This is a genomic window from Arthrobacter sp. Cza30, from assembly GCF_059090765.1.
Genome location: NZ_JBNHGA010000004.1, coordinates 219,506 through 243,252, shown reverse-complemented (window position 1 = coordinate 243,252; position 23,747 = coordinate 219,506). Strand labels below are relative to the sequence as shown.

Here is a 23,747-nt window from a genome sequence, read left to right as displayed (position 1 = left end):
CGGCAGTGAGCACACGAGGGTTCGCCTCGGAAGCGGAGTTGGAGTCGGCTCTGAGCCTGCCCAGCGACGGGCTGGTGGAGGACATGGCGTCAGGAGCCGGCGACCTGGTGATCCTGGGTGCCGGCGGGAAGATGGGTCCTACCCTCGCCATGCTGGCGAGGAGGGCCATGGATGCCGCAGGCCGCACCGACGACCGCGTACACGCGGTGTCCCGGTTCGGCGACGAGGGTGTCCGCATGCGGCTGGCTGCGGCGGGTGTCGACGTCGTCCCCTTCGACCTTGTCGCGAACGACGATCTCTCGGTGCTTCCCGACGGCTCGAACGTGATCTTCATGGTGGGAGCGAAGTTCGGCGCCGCGACGAACGCCTCGTGGGCATGGGAAGTGAACGCAGCGCTTCCCGATCGAGTCGCGCGTCGCTATCGCGACAGCTCCCTCTCGGTGCTCTCGACGGGGAACGTCTATCCGTTCGTGCCGGCTTCCTCAGGAGGCGCGACGGAGGAGGTCGCACCCGCGCCGATCGGCGAGTACGCGCAGTCGTGCCTCGGCAGAGAGCGCGTGTTCGAGTTCGGCGCGCAGGAACGCGGCACGCGGGTGGCCGTCATCCGGCTCAACTACGCCGTAGACCTGCGGTACGGCGTGCTGGCCGACATCGGCAGCGCTGTTCGGGACGGCGATCCCATCTCGCTCGCCACTGCCAACGTGAACGTCGTGTGGCAGGGCTACGCGAACGAGGTGGTGCTGCGCAGCCTCACCCATGCTTCGCCGGATGTCTTCACGGTCAACCTCACCGGGCCGGAGCTGCTGAGCGTGGAGTCCGTGGCGCGCCGGTTCGCACAGCTCCTCGACTGCGACGTCACTTTCGCCGATGAGCCCCAGCCGACCGCTCTGCTGAGCGACTCACGTCGCTGCATGGCTCTGTTCGGATACCCGCCGGTCTCCGCCGAGACCCTGATCCGATGGCAGGCGGCGTGGCTGCGCGACGGGCTCCCGCTGACAGCGAAGCCGACGAAGTGGGCCGTGCGAGACGGGAAGTTCTGATGAGCGCAGCACCGCCCCTGCGCCCCGAAGCGGCGACGACGCTGTCGCGCGGCGCCGTCATCCCGGCCCACCCCCTCGCGCTCACTTCGGCGCGCACGCTCGACGAGCGACGCCAGCGTGCACTCACCCGCTACTACATCGACGCCGGCGCCGGTGGCATCGCCGTCGGGGTGCACACCACCCAGTTCGAGATCCGCGATCCGCGACACGGCCTGTTCGAGCCCGTCCTGGCACTCGCCGCCGAGGAGCTGGACGGGCGTGCGGGCACGCATGTCGTGCGGGTCGCAGGCGTCGCCGGCGACACCGCACAGGCCGTCGCGGAGGCCGAGCTGGCGCGGAGCCTGGGCTACGACGCCGTGCTCATCAGTCCGCGACTGCCCGGCGCGGACGACGCCAAGCTGCTGGACCGGGCGCGAGCCGTCGGCGAGGTGCTTCCGCTCATCGGGTTCTATCTACAGGAGGCCATCGGCGGCCCCGTGCTCGGACGCTCGTTCTGGCGCGCGTTCGCCCAGATCCCATCCGTCGTCGCCGTCAAGTCGGCACCGTTCGATCGTTACCGCACTCTGGAGCTGGTCCGCGGAGTGGCCGAGTCCGGGCGCGCCGACGCGGTCGCGCTCTACACCGGCAATGACGACGCGATCGTGGCGGACCTCTTGGCCGAGTTCCACGTCGACTCGCCGGAAGGACCTCGCACGCTGCGCTTCGTCGGAGGCCTGCTCGGGCAGTGGGCCGTGGGCACACGCGCGGCGGTGAGGATGCTGGAATGCGCCCATCGCGCCGCTGCGGGCGACATCGAGGCCTATCGCAGGCTCGGTGCCGCCGCGGCCGACATGGTGGACGTCAACCAGGCCGTCTTCGACCCGGGCAACGACTTCCACGGCGTGATCGCCGGCGTCCACGAGGTGCTGCGTCAGCAAGGTCTGCTTGCGGGCGTCTGGTGTCTGGATCCCGCTGAGGGCCTGTCTCCTGGGCAGGCCGAGGAGATCGAGCGGGTCCGGCAGCGCTATCCGCACCTCCACGATGACACGTTCATCGCGCAGCATCGGGACGAGTGGCTGCGGTGACAGCGCCGACGGTGATCGCTGCGGTGTCCGAGCAGCTGATGACGGAGTTCTTCTCGGACGACGACCTTGCACGCCTGCACCGGGCGGCGCAGGTGCTCGCGGACGGTCGCGGGGAGGCATTCAGCCGCGTCGACGACCTGGGCGAGGCGCGGGATCGGGCAGGGTGCCGCATCCTCATCACCAGCTGGGGCGCGCCACCGCTCGACGAGGATCTTCTCGGCACGCTTCCGCTCCTGCAGCTGGTCGCGCACACCGGCGCGAGCATCCGTCCCTTCGCCACTGACGCGATGTTCGACCGGGGGGTCGTCGTCACACAGGCCGGTGCGGGCATGGCTCGTTCTGTCGCGGAGGTCTCGCTGGCCTTCACGATGGCGCTGCTGCACCGGATCCCGCAGATGCACGAGCGCCTGCGAGGGACCGCAGGCGGCTGGCACGTCGCGGGTGCACAGCACGAGATCCTCGGGGCGCCCATCGCCGTGATCGGCGCGTCCCGCACCGGTCGCTCCTATCTCGAGCTCATCCGAGCACTCGGGGCGCATGCCCTGCTGGTGGATCCGACGATCACCGAACCCGATGCGCACGCCCTGGGCGCCCGGCTCGTCACGCTCGACGAAGCGCTCAGCGAGGCGCGGATCGTCGCCCTGCACGCGCCCAGCCTGCCCGAGACGCGCCACCTCATCGGCGCCGACGAACTCGCGCGCATGGCGGACGGCTCGGGCCTGGTCAACACGGCGCGGTCATGGCTCGTCGACGAATCCGCCCTCCTGGCTGAGCTCGCCCGGGGGCGCCTCAGTGCCGCGATCGACGTCTTCGATGAGGAGCCGCTCGCGGCCGACAGTCCCTTCCGCACCGTCCCCGGCGCGCTGCTCACGCCACACCGTGCCGCGGGCACCGTCGAAGGACGGCTTCGCCAGGGCCGGATCATCGCGGACGAACTCGAGGCCTTCGCGGCCGGCAGGCCGCTTCAGCACGCGATCACGCGGGAGCAGCTCGCGGTGATGGCATGAGGATCGGCAGGCCGGTGCGCGTGGCGTTCGCCGGAGTCGCCCACTCGCATCCTTTCGCGGACGCCGAGAACCTCCGGGCGCGTGGAGCGCGACTGCTGTCGCTGTGGGACCCCGACGATCCCGCGGCCGCGAACGAGTTCCGGCGTCGGTTCGGGGTCGCCGCCCGCCCTGACCTGGACGCACTCCTGGAGGAACGGCCGGACGTCGTCGTCGCAACGGTGCGAACGCCGCGGGCGGCGCACGTGTCTCGCGTGTGCACGCGAGCACGGATTCCGGCGTTCTTCAACAAGACCGTCGCTGCCGACGAACGCGGGCTCGCGTGCTGGTCGGCGGCGGCCGGCGCTCCGAGATTCACGACGTCGGTGCTGCGCTTCGCTCCAGCCCTGCTGGAGCTGGCCCGCGAACTCCGGGATGTCCGGGTGCGAGCCGTGGACATCGTCGCACAGCATGACATCTCAGCGTTCCTGCAGCCCGGCCGACGCTGGCAGGACGATCCCCGTGGAGCGGGCGGGACGCTGGTCAACATCGGCATCCATGCATGGGAGATGCTCGACGTGCTGCTTCCCGGCGCGCGAGCGCGTGTCCTGTCGGCGACGGTGACGAAAGGGACCGTACCGACCGCGTCCGAGCTGCTCGCGACCGTGCACGCGGAGGTCGGGGAAACAGCGCTCGCCGTGACCGTGTCCGGCGTCGCGGGGCCCGACTGCTACGCCGTGCGCGCGCTGACCGACGACGGCCTTCGTCACGTGCGGCTGGGAACCGATCCTCCCGCGCTGGGGTATCACGGCGCCGCGGACGGCATTCTCCGCCTCGCGCGAACGCGCGAGCCTGCCGTCGCGGAGAGCCGCACGCGCGCGGTCTACGACAACGCCCTCGCTGCCGCGCGCGTCGCCCGGGATGCGGAGGCTTGCGCGGCACCTTCACCACCTCACCAGATCGGAGAACACAATGGCAGTGCATCCGTTTGACCCTCGCTCCGTCCCCTCCTGCGAGGGGCTCCCGCCCGCATCGGCGGCGCTCAGCCGCCGAGCTTTCCTGGGAGGAGCCCTGGGAGTCGGTCTCGGGCTCGCGAGCCTCACCGGCGCCGGCGCGACGGCTGCCGCGTACGCCTCAGCCGCCGGCAACCTCCTGCGCAACGGCGGCTTCGACGATGTGGCTGACGGCATGCCGCGAGACTGGAGCGTTTTCGCGCCGGCCTCCGCGCCGCACGTCCGCTCCTCGCAGGAGCGCGCGCGCGCCGGTGGCTGGAGCGTGCGGCTCGACGACCCGGACACCGGGACGGTCGTCGGCCTCCGAAGCGCAGCAGCCGCGGTAGCGCCGGGTGAGACGTACGATGCGGGCGTCCATCTCTTCCTCGAGAGAGGCGAAGCGAGCCTGTACCTGGAGTTCTGGGATGCCGCGGGTCAGCGGATCTGGAACCAGTTCCGCACCAGCTCGATCACGGGAAGCTGGCAGCATCTGGACGTCCGCGGCACGGCGCCGGAGCACGCGGTCGCAGCGACGGTTCTGGTGTACTCCGGACGGTCCAGCGTCGGCACGAGCTTCTTCGACGACGCGACCCTCACCGCCGTGACGCCGCTGATACCAGAGCTGTTCGGACCGGCGTCGCTCACGGCCGCTGTTCGTGGTGCCCTGCTCGTGGGCGATGTCGTCTATGTCACCTCGCGATACAAGACACCGGAAGGAAGACTCCGGCTGGCGCAGGTGGACGTGCGAAGCGGCTCCGTGACGACGGTCGACGATCTCGAGGTCGACGGCACGGGTGGGCACCGTCTGGCCTCCGACGGTCGATACCTCTACATCGGCCCCTCCGGCAGCGCGTGGATCTGGCGCTTCGACCCGTCGACCCGCACGGCTGAGCGGTGGGCGCAGGCCGGCACAGCGAGCACGTGGTACTACGCCATGACGGTCCACGACGGGCACCTCTACATCGGCACCTACCCTGACTGCGCGGTCAAGCGGGTGCGCCTGTCCGACGCCTCGGTGCACACCTACGGTCGCGTATCAAGCTCGCTCTACGCGACGGCCGTCGTCGTCGACGAGGAGTACGTGTACGCGGGTTCGGCGGCGCCGGGTCGGCTGCTGCGTTGGCCGAAGCAGGGAGGTGAGCCGCTCGACCTCTCCTCGGCGCTCAGCGAGTCCCCGGTGGGGATCCTGGCGATGGCAGCCGCCGGCGGCCTGCTCCACGTCGCCTGTGGCCGCGAGGTGATCTCCCTTCGGCCGGACGGCTCAGAGCGGGTGAGCCGGCCCATCCCCGAGGCCGACCGATACGTCGACCAGCTGGCCGTGGGCGGCGATCGCGTCTACGCGGTGGCGCGTCTCACCTCGAACCACTACGAGGTGACGGCGACCGGCTTTGTGCCCCTCGGGCGCCCGCTGGACAACGTCGAGAACCAGCTGCTGGCTGTCACCGCGGATGGCTCCCTCGCCGGCGTGAGCGGGCTCGGGCATGTATGGACGCTGCAGCCGGGCGGTGCCCACACGGTCTGGGACACCTCCACGCGTGGATTCGGGTATCCCGAGGTGGCGCAGTCGATGCTTCTGACGAGCCGGCAGCGCGTCTGGGTCGGCGGGCACTTCGCGATCACGGTGCACCATCCGCCTTCTGGTGGGAACGACAGATTCGACGTCAACGGCGAGCCGAAGGCGTTGGTGGAAGGGCGCGACGGCACGGTCTACGCCGGGATGTACCCCACGGGCGAGATCATCGCCATCGAGCCCGACACGCACGAGGTGACCGTCATGGGCACCCTGGGGAACCAGCAGATGCGTACCCGCGCGATGTACGCCGATCATCCCCGGAATCAGCTGCTCGTCGCGTCGGGTCCCACGGGAGGGATGCACACCGGCGCCCTCACGTTCATCGATCTCACCACGGGCGCGTTCGACGTGCACCGCGAGTACCTGCCGGACCAGAGCGTGATGTGCGTCGCCGTGTCGGGCACGACCGCGTACATCGTGGGCGACACCTACGGCGAGTCCACGGGCGGGCCGCTTCGCCCGGCCGCGGAGGTCGCCGCCGTGGATCTGCGAACCAGGCAGCTGCTGTGGCGCGAGGTCCTGCGCAGCGATTGGCAGTCGTACGAGGCCGTCCACGTCGCCGGCGACCTGCTCTACTTCATGAGCCGGCGTCCTCGCGGTCGCTGGTTCTCGTACGACGTCGCTGCGCGTCGGATCGTGCAGGAAGGTGATCTGGGGGGCTACGGGGCCTTCGGTGGCAACGACGGTCGCGTGCTGACCTGGGTGCACTGGACCTACGACATCCGTGAGCTGCCGAGCGTGCGCACCGAGGTCGGCAGGCTGCTGCACGCAGGGGTGCCGAACGGCTGGTACAACAACCCGGCCTTCAACATCACGCCCAACGGCAAGCACACGTGGGGCATGCACGGCACGGATCTGGCTCGATTCCCGATCCCGCGTTCCTCCTGATCGGCCGGTCATCCAGGAGCGGCCGGGCCGCCTGTCCGCCGTGCGCGCGGCTACGCGGTCCGGCCGGCCGAGGCCTCGGATCCGGCCTCGGCGGCCGCCGGAAGGGTGATCGCCGCGAGGCCGTCGCGGAAAGCGCCGACGGGCGTCTCCACCGGCTGGTACTGATGGGTGAAGCCGTTCTCGTCCACCACGGCGAGAGACACGAGCACGTAGCCGCGTCGCGGCAGCCGCTTCTGCTTGCTCTTGGCCATGCGGCGAGCCTACCGGCGGTGGCCGCCAGCACGCGGGAACGGCACACGTCACCGTCGAGTGGCGGCGCGTCGTAGGGCGGGTGGGACTTGAACCCACGATCGTCGGGTTATGAGCCCGCTGCCTTGACCAGCTTGGCCACCGCCCCTTGCGCCTCCGAGCCTACCGGTGAGAGAGCCGGCGCAGGAGTCGCCGTCAGTGCGCGTCGCCGTCGGCGGGGTCCTTCACCGGCGGCTCGGGCCAGACCTTCGACACGGCCTCGGTGACCCTGATGTTTCCCGTCCGGGGATGGGTGACATCCGGGCCGCCGCTGCTGCCTCGCTGGATCGGGATCTCCTGGCTGTCGCTGATGATCTGCGGATGATGACGCGCGAGCTGGAACACCCCCCACACGGCGGCCGCGCCGACGATGGCGAAGGCGATGTACACCCACAGCGGGGCACCGCTGGCCTCACCGAGGACGAACAGGCCGATGAGGATCGCGACGATGGGGTCGACGACGGTGAGTCCGGCGACGACGAGATCCGGCGGACCGGAGGCGTACGCGGTCTGCACGAAGTACGCGCCGATGATCGCACCCGCGATGAGGGCCGCCAGGCACGCGAACGTGAGCCACTCGAAGTCGCCGCCCTGGATCCGCTTGATGACCACCTTCGCCAGCGTCGCGACGAAGCCGTAGATGACGCCCGCGGCCATGATGTAGAACAGGGCGCGCATGCGCTTGCGCAGCCACACCCACAGCACCGTGAAGACGAGTGTGACGATGCCCAGCAGCACGAGGATCGTGATCAGCTGACGCTCCGACACGCTCTTCTCCGTCGCGAACAGCGCTGCGATGGTGACGAAGACGAAGACGCCCCCGACACAGGCGGCGATGGCGGTGAGCGACCGCCGCGTCGGGCGATGCCCGCTGATCTGCGCGTTGAGCAGCGTGGTGATGACGAGCGCGATCGCGCCGAGCGGCTGCACCACGATGAGCGGCGCGACCGCCAGCGCCGAGAGCTGACAGACGATCGCCACCGCCAGCATGAGCGTCCCGAGAACCCACGACGGGCGCGAGAGCAGCCGCAGCAGGTTGCTGCCGCTCAGCCCCTGACCCCCGCTGGAGCCGCTGAGCCGTTCGACCTTCATCACACCGCGATGCTGGTACTGAGCACCGAAGGACATGAAGACCGCACCGAGCAGCGCCAGGGGGATGCCGATCAGTAGAGCGGGGTTCTGGAACGCGCCGACGAGCTGGTCGCCGACGTCCTCGAGCTCCTGAACGGTGAACACCACGCTTCGACACTAGCCCGAAGGTGCCGGTCGGTAGTGTCTATGCGTGGCTGTTCTCCCGATTCGCATCATGGGCGATCCCGTTCTGCACTCTCCCGCGGCACCCGTCGAAGAGGTCACGGACGAGATCCGCGCCCTTGTCGCCGACATGTTCGAGACGATGGATGCCGCGCCCGGCGTGGGCCTGGCCGCGCCCCAGGTGGGCGTCCCGCTGCGGATCTACACGTACTCGTACGCCGACGACGACGGCAGCCCGTGGCGCGGCGTCATCATCAACCCGGAGCTGTGGATGCGGCCGCTCGAGCCGGGGCAGCCCGATCCCGACGAAGAGTCGGAGGGATGCCTGTCGTTCCCCGGCGAGCGGTTCCCGCTCCGGCGCTCGGACGAGGTCCTGGTGACCGGCACCGACCTGGAGGGCGAGCCGGTGCGGATCGAGGTCGACGGCTGGAGGGCCCGCATCATGCAGCACGAATTCGATCACCTCGACGGGATCCTCTACGTGGACCGGCTGGCCGACAGCGACTGGAAGACGGTGCAGAAGATCGCGCGCAAGCGCGGTTGGGGCCGGCCGGGACAGTCCTGGATGCCCGGCGTCGACGACCTCGAGGGCTGACGCGGCCGGCGCTGCGCGGCAGCGGCGGACAGCGTCGAACGAACTCGAAAAAAAGTCTGTCGAGTCGGGAATAAATCGACCTCCTCATGGCGTCGATGTGGATACAACCGAAACCACACGACCAGACAAGGAGGTTTGATGATGCTCTTCGATACGTTGCGTGCATTCGATCGTCCTGAGTCGGTCTTCGAAACCGCCTTGGACGGCATGACGACCATGGCGGCGCCGATGGACCTGCGACGGGACGCCGACCGGTACGTCCTGGAGACCGACCTTCCGGGCGTCGACCCCGACTCGATCGACGTCTCGGTCGACGGCCGCTGGCTCACCGTGCGAGCCGAGCGCTCGCACTCCAGCGAGGACGAGCGGGGTGAGTGGCTCGTCCGCGAGCGCTCTCGATCGCAGATGATGCGCCAGGTCACCCTGTCGCAGGACGTCGACGTGGACAAGATCAGCGCGAACTATCGCGACGGCGTGCTGACCGTGGCCATCCCGCTCCTCGAGTCGGCTCGCCCGCGGAAGATCGCGGTCGAATCAGGCTCCGGACAGCGTGCCCTGGGCACTCAGGAGACGGTGCAGGTGCAGGAGAAGGAGCACGCCGGGGCCGCGTCCACGGCGGGTCAGCCCGTCGAGGGAAAAGCGCCCGCCGCGCACTCGATCGCGTCCTGACGCGATGGTTCCCATGGGGCCGCCGCGACAGCGGCGGTCCCGGGGACTCTCGGGTGCGCGGCGACATCCCGGTCCGCATCCGTCGCCCGGCGCCGGCGAGGAGGGTCTGATGCGAGACGATCCCCTCGCCCTCGTCGACACCTTCCCGCCCCTCGCGCCGGGGAGCGACGACCCGGAGATCGATGTCCGAGAGCTCCCGAACCGCGCCGCCGATGACCGGTGCACGGGTGGCCGAGGGTCTGGCTGCCGGCACGGCCGCCCCGGAATTCGAGCTGCCGCAGGCGGACGGCACGCCGGTCCGCCTGTCCGACTTCCGAGGACGCCCGGTGGCCCTGGTGTTCTACCCGCTCGATTGGAGCCCCGGCTGCTCCGTGCAGCTCGAGCTCTACCAGCAGGAGTACGACGAGTTCGCCTCACGTGGCTTCCAGGTGCTCGGCATCTCGGTGGACTCCATCTACAGCCACGGGGCGTGGGCGGCGGTACGGGGCATCCGTTTCCCGCTTCTGTCGGATGCCAACCCCCACGGGGAGGTGGCTCGGCGCTACGGAATCTGGCGCGAGGAGGACGAATTCTCCGAGCGCGCCATCTTCCTCGTCGACGCCGACGGGGTCATCCGCTGGTCCCATGTCTCCGCGGAGCTTCATCACCTTCCCGATTTCGACGAACTGATCGCGGCGATGGACGACGTCTCGTCCTCGCACTCCGACAGACCTGAGGAGGTGCGCACATGACCCTCTACGACCTCGACGCTCGTCGTCGGACGGGGTGGTCGTATCCGCACGCCGCGGTGCGCCCACAGATTCCGATCGCGATCTACGGCAACGCCTGGTGCGGCCGAACGCAGCTGATCCGGCGGGCACTGGACCGCGCCGGCATCGATCACGCCTACGTTGATCTCGATCGGCATCCGGACGCCCATCGCAAGCTCCGAGCGCTGGCCGCGGGTCGGCTGCGCACACCCGTCGTGCACATCGATGGCGAATGGCTCATGGAGCCGACGCTGCGCGAGGTGGACAGGGTGCTTGCGTCCCGGGGAGTGTGGCGATGAGCGCTCCGGACCTCGTGACCCCGTGCCCGTCGTGCGGCGCCCGCAACCGGGTGCCGCGCGGCGGGCGGGGCCGCCTTCGCTGCGCCGCGTGTCATGCGGATCTCCCTTGGCTCGTCGAGGCGGATGACCACACGTTCGACGAGGCCGTCATGCGCAGCAAGCTCCCCGTGCTCGTCGACGTGTGGGCGCAGTGGTGCGGTCCCTGCCGCGCCATCGCGCCGGTCGTCGAGCAGCTCTCCAGGGATATGGCGGGGCGGCTGAAGGTCGTGAAGGTGGACGCCGACCGCTCCCCTGCGGTATCGCGTCGTAACGATGTGCGTGCCATCCCGACGCTGCTGCTGTGGCGCGACGGCGCGGAGGCGGCGCGCACGGTCGGCGCGGTACCGGCCGCGCAGCTGCGAACGTGGGTCGAGTCGGCGCTCGGCGCGCCCTGAGCGGCGGCGCCGACGGGCGCCGGGACAAAAAGAGACGGCTCGGAGGTGGAGCTCCGAGCCGTTCCGCTCCCCCACTTGGACTCGAACCAAGAACCTATCGGTTAACAGCCGATTGCTCTGCCAATTGAGCTATGGAGGAATGCGACGCGCTCTCGCGCGGGCAACCCCACCATATTAGCAAAGCCGCGAGGGTGCTCGTGACCGTTATGAGGACACCAGGCGCCGGTCGGCCTCGCCGCTCGGCGTCCACAGCAGGTCCTGCGTGCCGTGACCGTATGCCACCGCGTGACCACCGCGGAGCACGAGGACGTCGGCGTCCAGCTCTCGCACGACGTCGGCCTCGTTCGTGACGACGAGGGCCGACATGCCGAAGTCGCGGCGGCGTCGCAGCATCGCGTCCCGCGCGGCTTTGCGCACTTCGACGTCCAGGTTGGCGAAGGGCTCGTCGGCGATGAGCACCCGCGGCTCGAGGACCAGGGCCCGTGCGAGTGCGACCCGCTGCCGCATGCCCGCGCTCAGCTCGTAGGGGTACTTCGCCGCGGCGCCCAGCGGCAGCTGCAGCTCGTCGAGCAGAGTGGCCACGCGCACCGCCAGCGCCCGCTGGTTGACGCGGCGATCCCGAGCGGTGATCGGCTCGCTGATCACCTCGGAGACCGTGAGCCGCGCCGGCAGGTGCGCGCCGGCGGACTGCGGCAGGTAACCCGTCAGGTAGGTCAGCTCGCGGTGCGCTCTGCCCGGGCGGCGGACCGGTATTCCTTCGACGTGCGCCTGTCCTCCCACGACAGCCAGCCCGTGCTCGTCCGCACCGGCCAGCACAGCCACGAGGGACGATTTCCCCGCCCCGGTCGGTCCCATCACCGCCAGCGCGCTGGCGTGGTCCAGCCGGAAGGTCACACCGTCGATCACACGCTGCGACGCTCCGTGCCCGGCACGGGCGATCGAGAGGTCCGCGCAGTCGATCGCGACGTCGGCTTCTCGGCGGCGAGGCATGGCACCCATCCTGCCTTCCCAGGACGGTCGACGCCAGCCGGATGCGCGGTTCAGACGTCGGCCAGCAGGCTCTGACGCTCCACGTCGATCTCGCGCAGCCGCAGCCGGATGCGGCGCCCATCCTCCGAGTCCGCCGGCACCCGCTGAATCGCCCCCAGCAGCTCCTGCTTCTCCTGCTCCAGCGCCCGCTTGATCAGGTGGCGCGCGAGGTCCGCTGTCGAGGTGACCGCCTCGTCGTCGTCGAGGGCCGGGAAGTCGCCCGCGAGCAGCGCAGCAGCCAGGCCCCGGTACGGTTCTCGCACGCTCGAGACGGCATCCATCGCCCACCCGGGCCGCTGCATGTCCGGCGCGGCGCGGACGGCGGTGCGCACGGCCTCCAGCGCGGGATGCCGGAACGGCAGGTCGAGGGCTCGGGTCACCAGCGACGACTCCATGCGGTGCCCGAACTGCAGGAATCCCATCAGCGCGTTGCGCTCGAGGCTGACATCCGGATTCCGGGGAAGAGTGGCCAGCGTGACACGCGTCATCGCCGGCTCGGGAGCGGGATCGGATGTCGCCGACGCAGCGCCGGCCGGGGCATCCCGTCGCGCACCGCGCGCGATGCGCTCGACCTCGCGCCGGACGTCCTCGGTGTCCATGCCGAGCCGGCGCGCCAGGACGCGGACGTACTCGGGCTGCAGCAGCGGATCCCGCAGATCGGCGACCACCGGGGCAGCAGCGCGCAGAGCGCCCACGCGCCCCTCGACGCTGGCCAGGTCGAACCCCGAGATCCGCTGGTCGAGCACGAACTCGACCATCGGGACCTTCGTCTCGATGAGGGCGCGCACGGCGCCGTCGCCACGCGCGAGCCGGAGGTCGCACGGGTCGAGCCCCTCCGGTCCGGTCGCGACGTACGTCTGCGCGTTGAAGCGCTTGGCGTCGGCGAACGCACGCAGAGCGGCTTTCTGTCCCGCCGCGTCGGGATCGAAGGTGAACACCACCTCGCCGGCCGCCGAGTCGTCGCCCATGACGCGGCGCAGCACCGTGATGTGATCGGACCCGAACGCAGTGCCGCAGGTGGCGATCGCCGTCGTGATCCCGGCGAGGTGGCACGCCATGACGTCGGTGTAGCCCTCGACGACCACGACGCGATGATCGCGCGAGATCGCACGCTTGGCCAGGTCGAGCCCGTACAGCACCTGCGCCTTCTTGTAGATGGAGGTCTCGGGCGTGTTGAGGTACTTCGGGCCCGGATCGTCGTCGTACAGCTTCCGCGCACCGAATCCGATGACCTGACCGGTGACGTCCCGGATCGGCCAGATCACGCGGCCCCGGAATCTGTCGTACACGCCCCGCTGCCCCTGGGAGACGAGCCCGGCGGCGCTCAGCTCCTCATCGGAGAACCCCTGAGCACGCATCGCGGCATGCAGTCCCGACCAGCCCTTGGGTGCGTACCCCACGCCGAAGTGCGCCGCCGCGCCGGCGTCGAAGCCGCGCTGCCCGAGGAAGCGCCGCGCCGCATCGGCGTCGCCGCCGGCCAGCTGCGATCGGAAGTACTCGGCCGCGGCGGCGTTCGCCGCATACAGGCGGGCCCGGCCGGAGTTCTCCGGAGCCGCCCCGCCGTCCTCGTAATGAAGGGTGTACCCGATGCGCGCGGCCAGCCGCTCGACCGCCTCGGTGAACGACACATGGTCCATCGCACGCAGGAAGGAGTACACGTCGCCGGACTCCCCGCACCCGAAGCAGTGGTAGAACCCCGCCTGCGGGCGGACATTGAAGCTCGGGCTGCGCTCGTCGTGAAAGGGACAGAGTCCTTTGAGGGCCCCGACGCCCGCGGATTTCAGCGCCACCCGCTCGCCGATGATGTCGGCGATGTTCGTGCGCGCCTTGACCTCTTCCACGTCCGCCTGTCGGATGCGCCCGGCCATCAGACCTCCCCGCGGACGTGCGCGTCCACGGGACGCGCTCCCGGCGACCACACACCGAGGGATGCGGCGTCCACGGGCGCGACGAGCGCCCCATGCCAGGCGATCGCGAGCTGGTCGGTCAGGCTCGCGACCTGATCGACGATGACACGCCGGCGTGCGGCATCCGTCTGGGCCGCGTCGAAATCCGCCGCGTGCAGGGGATCGAGTGCTTCCGGTCGTTCCCAGAGCGCCGTCGCGAGGCGCTTGAGCACGCGTCGCTGCTCCCTGTACAGATCCTTGCGTCCCTCGATGGACACCACGAAGGCGCCGATGATGCCCTTGAGCACCGCCATCTCGGCCTCCACGACGCGCGGCACGACGAGGTGCCCGCGGTACCGGGTGAGGATCGACGTCGCATACGCTTCGCGGGTCGCGGTCGTCGCCGCCCGGGCGAAGCGCCCGATGAGGTCGGACGTCAGGTTCTTCAGGCGTGCCAGCGCCGGGCGCGTCCCATCGAAGGAGTCGATCCATTCCGGCATGCGCATCAGGCGATACAGCGCATCCTCGAGCTCGTCGCGCGCGAAGTCGAACCCCACCCAGGACTGGATCGCCGTCAGCAGCGCGTGATGCTCGGCCGGGTCGGCGAGCCGGGCGGGGTCGAGGTAGCCGTTGACGACGGCGTCCTCGAAGTCGTGGACCGAGTAGGCGATGTCATCCGAGAGGTCCATGACCTCCGCCTCGATGCAGCGGACGCGGCCCGGGGCGCCGTCGCGCATCCACCGGAAGACGTCCTCATCGTCCGGGTACACGCCGAACTTCAGACGGCCGCCGGGGTCGGGCAGCGGGTGCTCGGCCGTCCACGGGTATTTGCAGGACGCGTCCAGGCTCGCCCGTGTGAGGTTCAGCCCGAAGCTGCGCCCTTCGCCGTCGATGACCTTCGGCTCGAGCCGAGTGAGGATGCGCAGCGTCTGGGCGTTGCCCTCGAAGCCTCCGATCGACTCGGCCCATTCGTTGAGCGCGCGCTCCCCGTTGTGCCCGAACGGCGGATGACCGAGATCGTGGGTGAGGCAGGCGGTGTCGACGACGTCGGCCGCCAGCTGCAGCGCCGTCGCCAGCTCGCGCCCGACCTGGGCGACCTCCAGCGAATGGGTCAGACGGTTGCGGGCGAAGTCGGCGGGGCTGGCGGGACTGAGCACCTGCGTCTTGGCGGCCAGTCGTCGCAGCGCCGCGGAGTGCAGGACGCGGGCCCGGTCGCGCGCGAAGTCGTCGCGCTGGGAACGGTGCTGCTCGGAGTGGTAGCGCGCGGCGTCGGCGTCGTCGTACCCGGCGGGTCGCTCGGACGCGCCGGCGACCTCAGCCGCCACTGTGGTCGAGTTCCGCATCGGCCAGGGCGCAGGATGCCTCGACGCCCAGTTCCCGCGAGTCCAGCCAGCCGTCCGGCAGCGCCGGGCGCTTCGGCGTGCCCGCGCGGCCCCGCTGACCCTCGGCCGCCGCACCCGGGTAGGGGGCATCCAGGTCGAGCGTCGCGAGCAGCTCGTCGATCTCGGCGAGGGTCGAGACGGTCGCGAGGCGGGCGCGCAGATCCCCGCCGACCGGGTAGCCCTTGAAGTACCACGCGACGTGCTTGCGGATGTCACGGCAGCCGCGTCCTTCGTCGTCGAAGAACTGCACGAGCAGCTCCGCGTGTCGGCGGAACGCGTGCGCGACGAAGCCGAGCGTCGCGTCGACCGGCTCGGCGGGGGCAGCGCCGGGCGCGCCGAGGGCGCGCGCCAGATCGCCGAACAGCCAAGGCCGGCCCAGGCATCCGCGCCCCACCACGACACCGTCGCAGCCGGTCTCGTCCATCATGCGGACCGCGTCGTCGGCCGACCAGACGTCGCCGTTGCCGAGAACCGGGATGCTGGTCACCGCCTCCTTCAGCGCGGCGATCGCCGCCCAGTCGGCGTGACCGGAGTAGAACTCCGCTGCGGTGCGCGCGTGGAGCGCGACGGCTGAGATGCCGGCGTCCTCGGCGATCCGCCCGGCGTCGAGGTAGGTCAGGTGGTCGCCGTCGATGCCCTTGCGCATCTTGACGGTCAGCGGGATGTCGCCCGCTGCCCGGGCGGCGCGCGTGACGATCTCCCGGAAGAGCCCCAGCTTCCACGGGAGGGCAGCGCCTCCGCCCTTGCGTGTCACCTTGGGCACGGGGCATCCGAAGTTCAGATCGATGTGGTCGGCGCGATCCTCTTCGACGAGCATCCGCACCGCGGCCTCGGTGGTCGCCGGGTCGACGCCGTACAGCTGGATGGAGCGCGGCGTCTCGGATTCGTGGTGCGTGATGAGGCGCATCGTCGTCGCGTTGCGCTCGACGAGCGCGCGGGTGGTGATCATCTCGCTCACGTAGAGACCCGCACCGTATTCACGGCACAGCCGCCGGAAGGCGGTGTTGGTGATGCCCGCCATGGGAGCGAGCACCACGGGCGCATCGAGCTCGATGGGCCCGATGCGCAGCGTGCGCGCGGGAGCGAGGGCAGTGGTCACCATGTCATTCTCCCAGACTCCCGCTGAGCACGCGCAGAGCGCGGCCGGCTGTGGACGAGCCCTCGCGATCCGGGAGGCCGTAGCCTGAGGTCATGACCGAGGCGACGACGACCGACCTGCGTGACATCCCGTTCCGAACCGCCGACGGCGCCACCTCGACGCTCGCCGACTACGGCGACCGGGTGCTGCTCGTGGTCAACGTCGCATCCCGATGCGGGCTGACGCCGCAGTACGAGCAGCTCGAGCACCTGCAGCGCGCCTACGTCGACCGCGGGTTCACCGTTCTTGCCTTCCCGTGCAACCAGTTCATGGGTCAGGAGCCGGGGTCGGTGGAGGAGATCCTGGAGTACTGCTCCACGACGTGGGGCGTGACCTTCCCGGTCTTCGACAAGATCAAAGTCAACGGCAGTCATGCCGCTCCGCTCTACAAAGCGCTCAAGAGCGCGCGGGATGCCGACGGCAAGAAGGGCCGGATCATGTGGAACTTCGAGAAGTTCGTCATCACGCCGGCCGGCGACGTGCACCGGTTCCGTCCGGCCGTGAAGCCCGACGACCCGGCCATCGTGCGCGTGATCGAGGAGAACCTCCCCCGCTGACGCGTGGGCGTCAGCCCTCCACGCCGGCGGGCTCACGGTGTTCGGCCCACACCTGACGAACGATCTGGGCGAAGGCGGAGGCCGGCTGCGCTCCCGAGACCCCGTACTTCCCGTCGATCACGAAGAACGGCACGCCGTTGATCCCGTACGCGCTGGCCTGCGCCTGGTCGGCGCGCACCGCCTCGAGGTAGCGCCCGCTGCGCAGCGCCTCGCGGGCGGCCTCGCCGTCGAGCCCGGCATCGGTTGCGAGCGCCACGAGGTCGTTCTCGCGGCCGACGTGGCGACCCTCGGTGAAGTAGGCGGCCATGAGTCGTTCGGCCATCTCATGCTGGCGTCCGTGCTCCTTGGCGAAGTGCAGCAGCTCGTGCGCCTTGACCGTGTTGGTGTGCTTGAGGATGTCGAAGCGGTACTGCAGGCCCGCCTCGGCGGCGACGCCGGTGACGCGCTCGAGCATCTGCTCGGCCTGGTCGCGGGAGATCCCCTTGTGCGTGGCGAGGTACTCGGCCTCGCCGCCTTCGAAGTCGACGGGCGTGTCCGGCGCCAGCTCGAACGAGTGGAACGTCACCTCCACCGCGGGGGCGTCGTCGTCGCGGGAGGCTTCGGCCAGCCCGTTCTCGAGATTCCGCTTGCCGATGTAGCACCACGGGCAGGCGATGTCGCTCCATACGTCGATTCTGATGGCGTCCGTCATGCTGACAACAGCGCCGGGCGACCCGGATCTATTCCGCCGAATGCGCTCGCGCGGCCGTGGTCGCCTGCGGTGCGTCGACGGCCCCGCCGAAGCGGCGCTCGCGGCCGAGGTACAGGTCGATCCCGCGCCAGAGGTCCACGCGGGTGAAATCCGGCCAGAGGGTGTCGAGGAAGACGAACTCGGCGTACGCCGATTCCCAGAGCAGGAAGTTGGAGGTGCGCTGCTCGCCGCTGGAACGGATGAACAGGTCCACGTCGGGCATGTCCGGCTGGTACAGCCGCCGCTGCAGCAGCTTCTCGTTCACGGCCGACGGCTTGAGCCGTCCGGCGGCGACATCGTCGGCGATGCTCCGCACGGCGTCGACGATCTCGTTGCGCCCGCCGTAGTTGACGCACATCGTGAGGGTCAGCACGTCGTTGCCCTCGGTGAGCCGCTCGGCGAACTGCAGCTCCTTGATGACGCTCGACCACAGGCGCGGCCTCCGGCCCGCCCACCGGATGCGCACGCCCCACTCGTTGAGCTGGTCGCGCCGCCGATGGAGCACGTCCCGGTTGTATCCCATGAGGAAGCGCACCTCGTCGGGCGAGCGCGACCAGTTCTCCGTCGAGAACGCGTAGACGGACAGATGGCGCACACCGGCCTGGATGGCGCCGGCGACGACGTCCAGCAGCGCCGCCTCCCCCGCCTTGTGCCCCTCGATGCGGGTCAGCCCCCGGCGATTGGCCCAGCGCCCGTTCCCGTCCATCACGAGCGCGATGTGGTTGGGCACCGTTCCGGCGTCGTACGCGGGCGGGTACAGGCCGGTCCAGTCGATCGGGCGGTACGGGACGGCGTCGCGATGCGTGTACGGCTTGGGCGTCACTGATCCACTCCTGCCGCGGCTCGGACGTGGCTGAGCGAGCGGATGCCGCGCTCGAGATGCCACTGGGCATACGCCGCGATGAGCCCCGACGCCGCGGCGCTCGAGGCCGGTGACGCGGCATCCACATCCTGCCACTCACCCGCCATGAGGGACTGCAGCAGCGAGACGGTGGCCGGATGCACGCGGGCGGAGCCCGTCGGCGCGCAGTCCGCGCACACCATGCCGCCCAGTTGCGCGACGAAGGTGTCGTGTGTCCCGGGACGGCTGCATCGGGCGCAGTCCGAAAGCCCGGGCGCCCAGCCCGACAGCGCCATCGCCCGCAGGAGATAGGAGTCCAGGATGCTGCGCGACGCGTGCTCGCCGCGCGACAGCGCGCGCAGGCCGCCGACCAGGAGGAGATACTGCTGCGGGGTGGCCTCGGCCTCGTTGAGCCGGTCGGCGGCTTCCACCATGGCGTGCGCGGAGGTGTACCGGTCGTAGTGGGCGGCGATGTCGGCGCCGTACGCACCGAGCGATTCCGCCTGCTGCACGATGTCGAGCGAGCGACCCTGGTACAGCTGCACGTCGGCGACCATGAAGGGCTCGAGCCGGGCACCGAAACGCGACGACGTGCGGCGCACGCCCTTCGCGACCGCGCGCAGCTTGCCGTGGCGGCGGCTGAGCATCGTCACGATCCTGTCCGCCTCCCCCAGCTTGTGGGTGCGCAGGACCACGACTTCGTCGCGGTAGGTGGGCACCTGTCAATTATCGCCGCGGACGGGCCGCTTCGGCCGCACCCACGCGCCGTCGCGCTCCGTGTCGCCAGAACATTATGTATCGTATTCACTATGTCGGCCACGAAGATCCTCGACACGCTGCTCGCCATCTCCCGGCTCCTCGAACAGGATCAGCAACGAGAGCTGGAGCGGCGAGGACTGACGGTGCCGCGCACGCATCTGCTGTGGGTCCTGTACCACGGCGGCCCCGCGACGCAGGCGCATCTGGCCGAGGCCGTGGGCGTCACGCCGCGCCACGTCACCACACTGGTCGATGCGCTCGAGAACACCGGGTTCGCCCGCCGGAAGCCGCACCCCTCCGACCGGCGCGCCGTGCTGGTGCATCTCACCGAGCGCGGACTGTCGGAGATGGAGAGCATGGATGCCGAGCACAAGGCGCTGGGCGCAAACCTCATCGCCGGCTTGAGCGATGACACCATCACGGCCACCCGAACCGCTCTGACACAGATCCTCGAACGCCTCACCTCGCTGGTCGACCACCACACCGCGCGAGCCGAGTCCGAGGAGCGGGACCGATGAGGAACGACACGCCTCGCGCACAGAGCGAGCCCGCGCCGGCCGCGCGGCATCCCTCGCCGCCGTCCTCCGCCGGGGAGCCGTGGACGAGGCGGCTCCGCCGCGTCGCCGCGCGGGCATGGCGGATGGAGCTCGGGGTGTACCAGAGCCTGTACCGGTTCCTCTTCCGCCGACCGCGCGTGCCCGCCGGCGCGAGCGCGTTCCCCTACCACGCACCGGTGTCCACCATCCTCATCGTGTTCATCGTGCTCTCCGTGGTGGAGATCCCCATCGTGGACCTCATCGTCCACCGCTGGCCGTGGGTGCGCATCCCGCTGCTGGTCGTCGGGATCTGGGGCGTCACGTGGATGCTGGGCCTGCTCCTCGGATTCATCACGCGTCCGCACGCGGTCGGGCCTGACGGCATCCGCGTGCGGCAGGGTGCCGAACTCGACCTCGACCTGCCCTGGCAGGTCGTGCGGTCGGTGGAGCGCTCCGCCGTGACGGCAGAGAAGGGTCCCAAGGTCATCGACGAGCCGGGCGGCCGGACCTACGCCGCCCGCATGGCCGACGCCACGAATGTGCGCATCGAGTTCGAGCATCCGTTCGCGGCCCGGCTGCCCCACGGCGAAGAGCGCATCGAGGCGGTCCGGCTCTGGGTCGACGACGTCGACGGGTTCATGGCGGCGGTGCGCACGCACATCCCGTGAGCATCCGGCGCCCGAACCGTCCGGCGCCGACGACAATGGATCCGTGGATGAGCCGACCTTCGTGATCCCGCTGTGGGCCGACCTCATCGCCGTCGGCCTCGGCGGCATCCAGGGTGCCCTGTTCGCGTCCGGATTCCGCGGTCAGCGCCGGCTGGACCTGCTGGGCGTGGCCATCATCGGCGTCGTCGTCGGCATGGGGGGCGGGCTGATCCGCGATCTCCTGCTGAACGTCACACCGACGACGCTGCAGAGCAACTGGTATCTCCTGACCGCGACCGGCGCGGCGCTCGTCGGGATGCTTCTGGCCGGCCTGTTCGAGCGACTCAACGGGGTGATCGTCGGCCTGGACGCGCTCGTGATCGGCCTGTTCGGGGCGTTCGGAACGAGCAAGGCGCTCGTCCTGGGCCTTCCGATCGTTCCCGCCGTCTTCGTCGGAGTGTGCGCCGCGGTCGGTGGCGGCATCCTTCGAGACGTCATCATGGGGCTCCCCGTCGCGATCATGCACGTCGGGTCGCTGTACGCCGTTGCGGCAGCTGCGGGATGCCTCGTGCTCGCGGCCACGAACGCCCTGGGCCTGAACGTGGTGATCGCCGCGATCATCGGGATCGCCGTCACCACGGTGATCCGGCTGCTCGCGGTGATCTTCGACATCTCGCTGCCCGAGCAGCGCGCGCTCCACCGCCGCAAGGTCGCCGTCGAGACCTCGACGATCCCGATCGTCAAGTCCTGACCCGCCGGTCCGCGGCGCGCGTCAGACGGCTGCGAGGGCGCCCGAGAGCTCGCGGGTGCGGATCGCGCGGTTCACGCCCGACACGATCGCCTTGAGCGATGCCGTCGAGATGTCGCCGTCGATGCCGACGCCCCACAGGCGCTCGCCGTCGACCTGGAGCTCGACATAGGCCGCCGCCTGGGCGTCGCCCCCGGCGCTGAGGGCGTGCTCGACGTAGTCGTACAGCGTCACGTCGAAGCCCTGCGCGCGCACGATCTCGAGGAACGCGGCGACCGGCCCGTTGCCGTGACCGGACGCCTCGTAGGTCTCGTCGCCGTCGCGCAGCGTGACATCGAGTGCGACGTCGCCCGACATGTCGCTGCGCGTGCTCGTGGCCAGCAGCTCGAACCGCCCCCAGCGCTCGTCGGCCACGGTCGTGGGCAGGTACTCGTCGGTGAAGATGGCCCAGATCTGCTCGCTGGTCACCTCGCCGCCCTCGGCATCCGTCTTCGCCTGCACGACGCCCGAGAATTCGATCTGCAGTCGGCGCGGCAGGTCGAGCGCGTGGTCGGTCTTCAGCAGGTATGCCACACCGCCCTTGCCCGACTGCGAGTTCACCCGGATGACCGCCTCGTAGGAACGGCCCAGGTCCTTCGGATCGACCGGCAGATAGGGCACCGCCCATTCGATCTCGTCGACCGAGACGCCCGCTTCGGCGGCACGGGCCTCCATCGCCTCGAAGCCCTTCTTGATGGCGTCCTGATGCGAGCCGCTGAAGGCCGTGAACACCAGGTCGCCCGCCCAGGGGCTGCGCTCGTGGACCGGCAGCTGGTTGCAGTACTCGGCCGTGCGCTTGACCTGGTCGATGTCACTGAAGTCGATCTGCGGGTCGATGCCCTGAGTCAGCAGGTTGATGCCGAGCGCCACCAGGTCGACGTTGCCGGTGCGCTCGCCGTTGCCGAACAGGCACCCTTCGATCCGGTCGGCCCCAGCCATGTAGCCCAGCTCGGCCGCCGCGATCGCCGTGCCGCGGTCGTTGTGCGGGTGCAGCGAGAGGATGACGTTCTCGCGGTGGTTCAGGTGCCGGCTCATCCACTCGATCGAGTCGGCGTACACGTTGGGCGTGGCCATCTCGACCGTCGCCGGCAGGTTGATGATGACCTTGCGCTCCGGCGTCGGCTCGAACACCTCGAGCACCTGGTTGCACACGTCGACGGCGAACTCGAGCTCGGTGCCGGTGTAGCTCTCCGGCGAGTACTCGTAGAACACCTGGGTGTCCGGGACCGTCTTCTCGAACTGCCGGCAGAGCCGGGCGCCTTCCAGGGCGATGTCGATGATGCCCTGCTTGTCGGTGCGGAACACCACCTCGCGCTGCAGCACGCTCGTGGAGTTGTAGAGGTGCACGATCGCGCGCTTGGCGCCGGCGATCGCCTCGTAGGTCCGCTCGATCAGGTGTGCCCGCGCCTGCGTCAGCACCTGGATCGTCACATCGTCCGGGATGACCTCATCCTCGATGAGGTGTCGTACGAAGTCGAAGTCGGTCTGGCTCGCGGACGGGAAGCCGACCTCGATCTCCTTGTAGCCCATGCGCACCAGCAGGTCGAACATGATGCGCTTGCGCTCGGGGCTCATGGGGTCGATGAGCGCCTGGTTCCCGTCGCGCAGGTCGACCGCGCACCAGCGCGGTGCGGTCGTGATGCGCTGCGAGGGCCACGTGCGGTCGGGCAGGTCCACCCGGATCTGCTCGTGGAACGGCCGATACTTGTGGATCGGCATGCCGGAAGGCTTCTGGGTGTTCTCCATGATTGTCGCTTCTCTCGTCGCCCGATCGGGCTGGCTGAACGCCGGATGTGCGGGCCAACGACAAGCTCCGCGACGAGGAAGGCCCTAGAACGAGGTCTCGTCGCGGCGGCTAAGAAGGAGAAGCCCGCCGAAGCGCATGGGATCGATCGTAGCAGGATGCCGGGAACTACGCTGAGACGATCGGCGCGGGCGCGACACTTGTCAGACATGCGACGGAACAAGCGACTTCTCGTCACGCTCGCGGCCTGCGGCCTGGGCGTCTTCACCGTGAGCGGCTGCGCGTCAGCCGTGGGCGCGGATGCCGGCCGCGGGGCATCCCTCGGCTCCACGTCGCCCGCGCCGCCCGAGGACGAGGTGCTCGGGCAGGGCACCGTGCTGGACGGACCCGACGGGCCCCGGCTGTGCCTGGGCCCGATCGCCGAGTCGTATCCGCCGCAGTGCGAGGGGATCCCCCTCGAGGGCTGGACATGGGATGCCGTCGAGGGCGCGGAATCGTCGGGGGATGTCACGTGGGGTGCCTACGCGGTGCAGGGCGCGTACGACGGCGAGGCCCTGACGGTGACGCAGCCTCCGATCCTTCTCGCCCTGTACGACCCGATGCCGACCGACGACCCGACCGGCGGCAAGCCGGGCACGACCGCCGAGCGCACGCTGCTGGAGATCCAGGAAGAGCTTCCCGATCTGCTGGGGAGCGCCTACCTCTCGTCGTATCCCCAGGACGGCCGCCTGTGGGTGGATGTCGTGTGGGACGACGGCACGTGGCAGAACGCGGCGGACCACGACTACGGCGACGGCGCCGTCATCATCCGCTCCGCCCTGCGCGAGGTGGGCGCGTGACAGACACCCGGGCATCTGGCCTCTGATCGCGCGGCTCACTATGG

25 protein-coding genes and 2 tRNA genes are annotated in these 23,747 nt (G+C 70.0%); 15 read left to right on the top strand and 12 right to left on the bottom strand.

Annotation, left to right across the window (positions count from 1 at the left end; genetic code table 11):
* Nucleotides 1-5: 5 nt before the first annotated feature.
* Genes AC5RVZ_RS14730 through AC5RVZ_RS14710 form a run of 5 tightly spaced genes read left to right on the top strand, consistent with a single transcriptional unit; the run spans nt 6 to nt 6,540 of the window.
* Complete coding sequence (locus AC5RVZ_RS14730) at nt 6-1,040, top strand: NAD-dependent epimerase/dehydratase family protein (RefSeq protein WP_494066518.1); 1,035 nt, start codon at nt 6-8, stop codon at nt 1,038-1,040.
* Nucleotides 1,040-2,104, top strand: a complete 1,065-nt coding sequence (locus AC5RVZ_RS14725; protein WP_494066517.1) for a dihydrodipicolinate synthase family protein — start codon at nt 1,040-1,042, stop codon at nt 2,102-2,104. Before AC5RVZ_RS14730 ends, AC5RVZ_RS14725 begins: the two co-directional genes overlap by 1 nt.
* Nucleotides 2,092-3,111 carry a hydroxyacid dehydrogenase gene (locus AC5RVZ_RS14720; protein ID WP_494066516.1) on the top strand — a complete coding sequence of 340 codons (1,020 nt, stop codon included), beginning with the start codon at nt 2,092-2,094 and terminating at the stop codon, nt 3,109-3,111. The genes AC5RVZ_RS14725 and AC5RVZ_RS14720 overlap by 13 nt, the downstream gene beginning before the upstream one ends.
* The gene (locus AC5RVZ_RS14715; protein WP_494066515.1) at nt 3,108-4,079 is read left to right on the top strand and encodes a Gfo/Idh/MocA family oxidoreductase; all 972 of its coding nucleotides are present in this window, start codon (nt 3,108-3,110) and stop codon (nt 4,077-4,079) included. The genes AC5RVZ_RS14720 and AC5RVZ_RS14715 overlap by 4 nt, the downstream gene beginning before the upstream one ends.
* A complete protein-coding gene (locus tag AC5RVZ_RS14710; RefSeq protein WP_494066514.1) occupies nt 4,060-6,540 on the top strand; it encodes a YncE family protein in 2,481 nt (826 codons plus the stop codon). The genes AC5RVZ_RS14715 and AC5RVZ_RS14710 overlap by 20 nt, the downstream gene beginning before the upstream one ends.
* A 50-nt stretch (nt 6,541-6,590) precedes the next feature.
* Here the strand turns inward: AC5RVZ_RS14710 and AC5RVZ_RS14705 are convergent, their stop codons facing one another.
* The 3 genes from AC5RVZ_RS14705 to AC5RVZ_RS14695 form a co-directional block, all read right to left on the bottom strand.
* Entirely contained in the window at nt 6,591-6,791 is a 201-nt protein-coding gene (locus AC5RVZ_RS14705; RefSeq protein WP_494066513.1) for a hypothetical protein, read from the bottom strand.
* Nucleotides 6,792-6,863: 72 nt separating this feature from the next.
* Nucleotides 6,864-6,937, bottom strand: a tRNA-Ile gene (locus tag AC5RVZ_RS14700).
* 47 nt (nt 6,938-6,984) lie between these two features.
* Nucleotides 6,985-8,067 (bottom strand): DMT family transporter, encoded by a 1,083-nt coding sequence (locus AC5RVZ_RS14695; protein ID WP_494066512.1) that lies wholly within the window; start codon nt 8,065-8,067, stop codon nt 6,985-6,987.
* A 43-nt stretch (nt 8,068-8,110) separates the two neighbouring features.
* Here AC5RVZ_RS14695 and def point away from each other — a divergent pair, with 43 nt between their 5' ends.
* The 5 genes from def (at nt 8,111) to trxA (ending at nt 10,828) form a co-directional block, all read left to right on the top strand.
* The gene (gene def / locus AC5RVZ_RS14690) at nt 8,111-8,677 is read left to right on the top strand and encodes a peptide deformylase (RefSeq protein WP_494066511.1); all 567 of its coding nucleotides are present in this window, start codon (nt 8,111-8,113) and stop codon (nt 8,675-8,677) included.
* A 138-nt stretch (nt 8,678-8,815) separates the two neighbouring features.
* Complete coding sequence (locus AC5RVZ_RS14685) at nt 8,816-9,346, top strand: Hsp20/alpha crystallin family protein (RefSeq protein ID WP_494066510.1); 531 nt, start codon at nt 8,816-8,818, stop codon at nt 9,344-9,346.
* Between the two features lie 182 nt (nt 9,347-9,528).
* Nucleotides 9,529-10,077: a peroxiredoxin gene (locus AC5RVZ_RS14680; RefSeq protein ID WP_494066509.1), complete on the top strand. Its 549-nt coding sequence runs from the start codon at nt 9,529-9,531 to the stop codon at nt 10,075-10,077.
* Nucleotides 10,074-10,394 carry a glutaredoxin family protein gene (locus AC5RVZ_RS14675; RefSeq protein WP_494066508.1) on the top strand — a complete coding sequence of 107 codons (321 nt, stop codon included), beginning with the start codon at nt 10,074-10,076 and terminating at the stop codon, nt 10,392-10,394. Before AC5RVZ_RS14680 ends, AC5RVZ_RS14675 begins: the two co-directional genes overlap by 4 nt.
* Nucleotides 10,391-10,828, top strand: coding sequence for a thioredoxin (gene trxA, locus AC5RVZ_RS14670; protein ID WP_494066507.1), 438 nt, complete (start codon nt 10,391-10,393; stop codon nt 10,826-10,828). Before AC5RVZ_RS14675 ends, trxA begins: the two co-directional genes overlap by 4 nt.
* 66 nt (nt 10,829-10,894) lie before the next feature.
* On the opposite strand, the gene AC5RVZ_RS14665 is transcribed toward trxA, so the two are convergent.
* From AC5RVZ_RS14665 to dusB, 5 genes are all read right to left on the bottom strand, one after another.
* A tRNA-Asn gene (locus AC5RVZ_RS14665) sits at nt 10,895-10,967 on the bottom strand.
* A 65-nt stretch (nt 10,968-11,032) separates the two neighbouring features.
* Nucleotides 11,033-11,818 carry an ATP-binding cassette domain-containing protein gene (locus tag AC5RVZ_RS14660; RefSeq protein WP_494066506.1) on the bottom strand — a complete coding sequence of 262 codons (786 nt, stop codon included), beginning with the start codon at nt 11,816-11,818 and terminating at the stop codon, nt 11,033-11,035.
* Between the two features lie 50 nt (nt 11,819-11,868).
* On the bottom strand, nt 11,869-13,725 hold the full coding sequence (gene dnaG, locus AC5RVZ_RS14655) for a DNA primase (RefSeq protein ID WP_494066505.1): 1,857 nt from the start codon (nt 13,723-13,725) through the stop codon (nt 11,869-11,871).
* A complete protein-coding gene (locus tag AC5RVZ_RS14650) occupies nt 13,725-15,086 on the bottom strand; it encodes a deoxyguanosinetriphosphate triphosphohydrolase (protein ID WP_494066504.1) in 1,362 nt (453 codons plus the stop codon). Before AC5RVZ_RS14650 ends, dnaG begins: the two co-directional genes overlap by 1 nt.
* Nucleotides 15,058-16,227, bottom strand: coding sequence for a tRNA dihydrouridine synthase DusB (gene dusB / locus AC5RVZ_RS14645; RefSeq protein WP_494066503.1), 1,170 nt, complete (start codon nt 16,225-16,227; stop codon nt 15,058-15,060). Before dusB ends, AC5RVZ_RS14650 begins: the two co-directional genes overlap by 29 nt.
* Before the next feature lie 89 nt (nt 16,228-16,316).
* On the opposite strand from dusB, the gene AC5RVZ_RS14640 reads away from it, so the two are divergent.
* The gene (locus AC5RVZ_RS14640) at nt 16,317-16,820 is read left to right on the top strand and encodes a glutathione peroxidase (RefSeq protein WP_494066502.1); all 504 of its coding nucleotides are present in this window, start codon (nt 16,317-16,319) and stop codon (nt 16,818-16,820) included.
* Nucleotides 16,821-16,830: 10 nt separating this feature from the next.
* On the opposite strand, the gene AC5RVZ_RS14635 is transcribed toward AC5RVZ_RS14640, so the two are convergent.
* From AC5RVZ_RS14635 to recO, 3 genes are read right to left on the bottom strand one after another with little or no spacing between them, the layout of a single operon-like run.
* Complete coding sequence (locus AC5RVZ_RS14635) at nt 16,831-17,511, bottom strand: DsbA family oxidoreductase (RefSeq protein ID WP_494066501.1); 681 nt, start codon at nt 17,509-17,511, stop codon at nt 16,831-16,833.
* A 28-nt stretch (nt 17,512-17,539) separates the two neighbouring features.
* Nucleotides 17,540-18,373, bottom strand: coding sequence for an isoprenyl transferase (locus AC5RVZ_RS14630; RefSeq protein WP_494066500.1), 834 nt, complete (start codon nt 18,371-18,373; stop codon nt 17,540-17,542).
* Entirely contained in the window at nt 18,370-19,110 is a 741-nt protein-coding gene (gene recO / locus AC5RVZ_RS14625) for a DNA repair protein RecO (RefSeq protein ID WP_494066499.1), read from the bottom strand. The genes AC5RVZ_RS14630 and recO overlap by 4 nt, the downstream gene beginning before the upstream one ends.
* 90 nt (nt 19,111-19,200) lie before the next feature.
* Here recO and AC5RVZ_RS14620 point away from each other — a divergent pair, with 90 nt between their 5' ends.
* Genes AC5RVZ_RS14620 through AC5RVZ_RS14610 form a run of 3 tightly spaced genes read left to right on the top strand, consistent with a single transcriptional unit; the run spans nt 19,201 to nt 21,084 of the window.
* Entirely contained in the window at nt 19,201-19,668 is a 468-nt protein-coding gene (locus AC5RVZ_RS14620; protein WP_494066498.1) for a MarR family winged helix-turn-helix transcriptional regulator, read from the top strand.
* Nucleotides 19,665-20,354, top strand: coding sequence for a hypothetical protein (locus AC5RVZ_RS14615; RefSeq protein ID WP_494066497.1), 690 nt, complete (start codon nt 19,665-19,667; stop codon nt 20,352-20,354). Before AC5RVZ_RS14620 ends, AC5RVZ_RS14615 begins: the two co-directional genes overlap by 4 nt.
* 43 nt (nt 20,355-20,397) lie before the next feature.
* The gene (locus AC5RVZ_RS14610; RefSeq protein WP_494066496.1) at nt 20,398-21,084 is read left to right on the top strand and encodes a trimeric intracellular cation channel family protein; all 687 of its coding nucleotides are present in this window, start codon (nt 20,398-20,400) and stop codon (nt 21,082-21,084) included.
* 21 nt (nt 21,085-21,105) lie between these two features.
* Here AC5RVZ_RS14610 and leuA read toward each other — a convergent pair whose 3' ends face one another.
* Entirely contained in the window at nt 21,106-22,866 is a 1,761-nt protein-coding gene (gene leuA / locus AC5RVZ_RS14605; RefSeq protein ID WP_494066495.1) for a 2-isopropylmalate synthase, read from the bottom strand.
* Nucleotides 22,867-23,073: 207 nt separating this feature from the next.
* Between leuA and AC5RVZ_RS14600 the strand changes: the two genes are divergently transcribed.
* A complete protein-coding gene (locus tag AC5RVZ_RS14600) occupies nt 23,074-23,703 on the top strand; it encodes a hypothetical protein (RefSeq protein WP_494066494.1) in 630 nt (209 codons plus the stop codon).
* The last annotated feature ends 44 nt before the right edge of the window (nt 23,704-23,747 follow it).

Bases quoted from the DNA above. Each gene is read 5' to 3' on its own strand.
- AC5RVZ_RS14725 (WP_494066517.1), top strand. From the start codon at position 1,040: ATGAGCGCAGCACCGCCCCTGCGCCCCGAAGCGGCGACGACGCTGTCG.
- AC5RVZ_RS14715 (WP_494066515.1), top strand. From the start codon at position 3,108: ATGAGGATCGGCAGGCCGGTGCGCGTGGCGTTCGCCGGAGTCGCCCAC.
- AC5RVZ_RS14710 (WP_494066514.1), top strand. From the start codon at position 4,060: ATGGCAGTGCATCCGTTTGACCCTCGCTCCGTCCCCTCCTGCGAGGGG.
- AC5RVZ_RS14705 (WP_494066513.1), bottom strand. From the start codon at position 6,791: ATGGCCAAGAGCAAGCAGAAGCGGCTGCCGCGACGCGGCTACGTGCTC.
- AC5RVZ_RS14685 (WP_494066510.1), top strand. From the start codon at position 8,816: ATGATGCTCTTCGATACGTTGCGTGCATTCGATCGTCCTGAGTCGGTC.
- AC5RVZ_RS14680 (WP_494066509.1), top strand. From the start codon at position 9,529: ATGTCCGAGAGCTCCCGAACCGCGCCGCCGATGACCGGTGCACGGGTG.
- AC5RVZ_RS14675 (WP_494066508.1), top strand. From the start codon at position 10,074: ATGACCCTCTACGACCTCGACGCTCGTCGTCGGACGGGGTGGTCGTAT.
- trxA (WP_494066507.1), top strand. From the start codon at position 10,391: ATGAGCGCTCCGGACCTCGTGACCCCGTGCCCGTCGTGCGGCGCCCGC.
- AC5RVZ_RS14660 (WP_494066506.1), bottom strand. From the start codon at position 11,818: ATGCCTCGCCGCCGAGAAGCCGACGTCGCGATCGACTGCGCGGACCTC.
- dnaG (WP_494066505.1), bottom strand. From the start codon at position 13,725: ATGGCCGGGCGCATCCGACAGGCGGACGTGGAAGAGGTCAAGGCGCGC.
- AC5RVZ_RS14650 (WP_494066504.1), bottom strand. From the start codon at position 15,086: ATGCGGAACTCGACCACAGTGGCGGCTGAGGTCGCCGGCGCGTCCGAG.
- dusB (WP_494066503.1), bottom strand. From the start codon at position 16,227: ATGGTGACCACTGCCCTCGCTCCCGCGCGCACGCTGCGCATCGGGCCC.
- AC5RVZ_RS14640 (WP_494066502.1), top strand. From the start codon at position 16,317: ATGACCGAGGCGACGACGACCGACCTGCGTGACATCCCGTTCCGAACC.
- AC5RVZ_RS14635 (WP_494066501.1), bottom strand. From the start codon at position 17,511: ATGACGGACGCCATCAGAATCGACGTATGGAGCGACATCGCCTGCCCG.
- AC5RVZ_RS14620 (WP_494066498.1), top strand. From the start codon at position 19,201: ATGTCGGCCACGAAGATCCTCGACACGCTGCTCGCCATCTCCCGGCTC.
- AC5RVZ_RS14615 (WP_494066497.1), top strand. From the start codon at position 19,665: ATGAGGAACGACACGCCTCGCGCACAGAGCGAGCCCGCGCCGGCCGCG.
- leuA (WP_494066495.1), bottom strand. From the start codon at position 22,866: ATGGAGAACACCCAGAAGCCTTCCGGCATGCCGATCCACAAGTATCGG.
- AC5RVZ_RS14600 (WP_494066494.1), top strand. From the start codon at position 23,074: ATGCGACGGAACAAGCGACTTCTCGTCACGCTCGCGGCCTGCGGCCTG.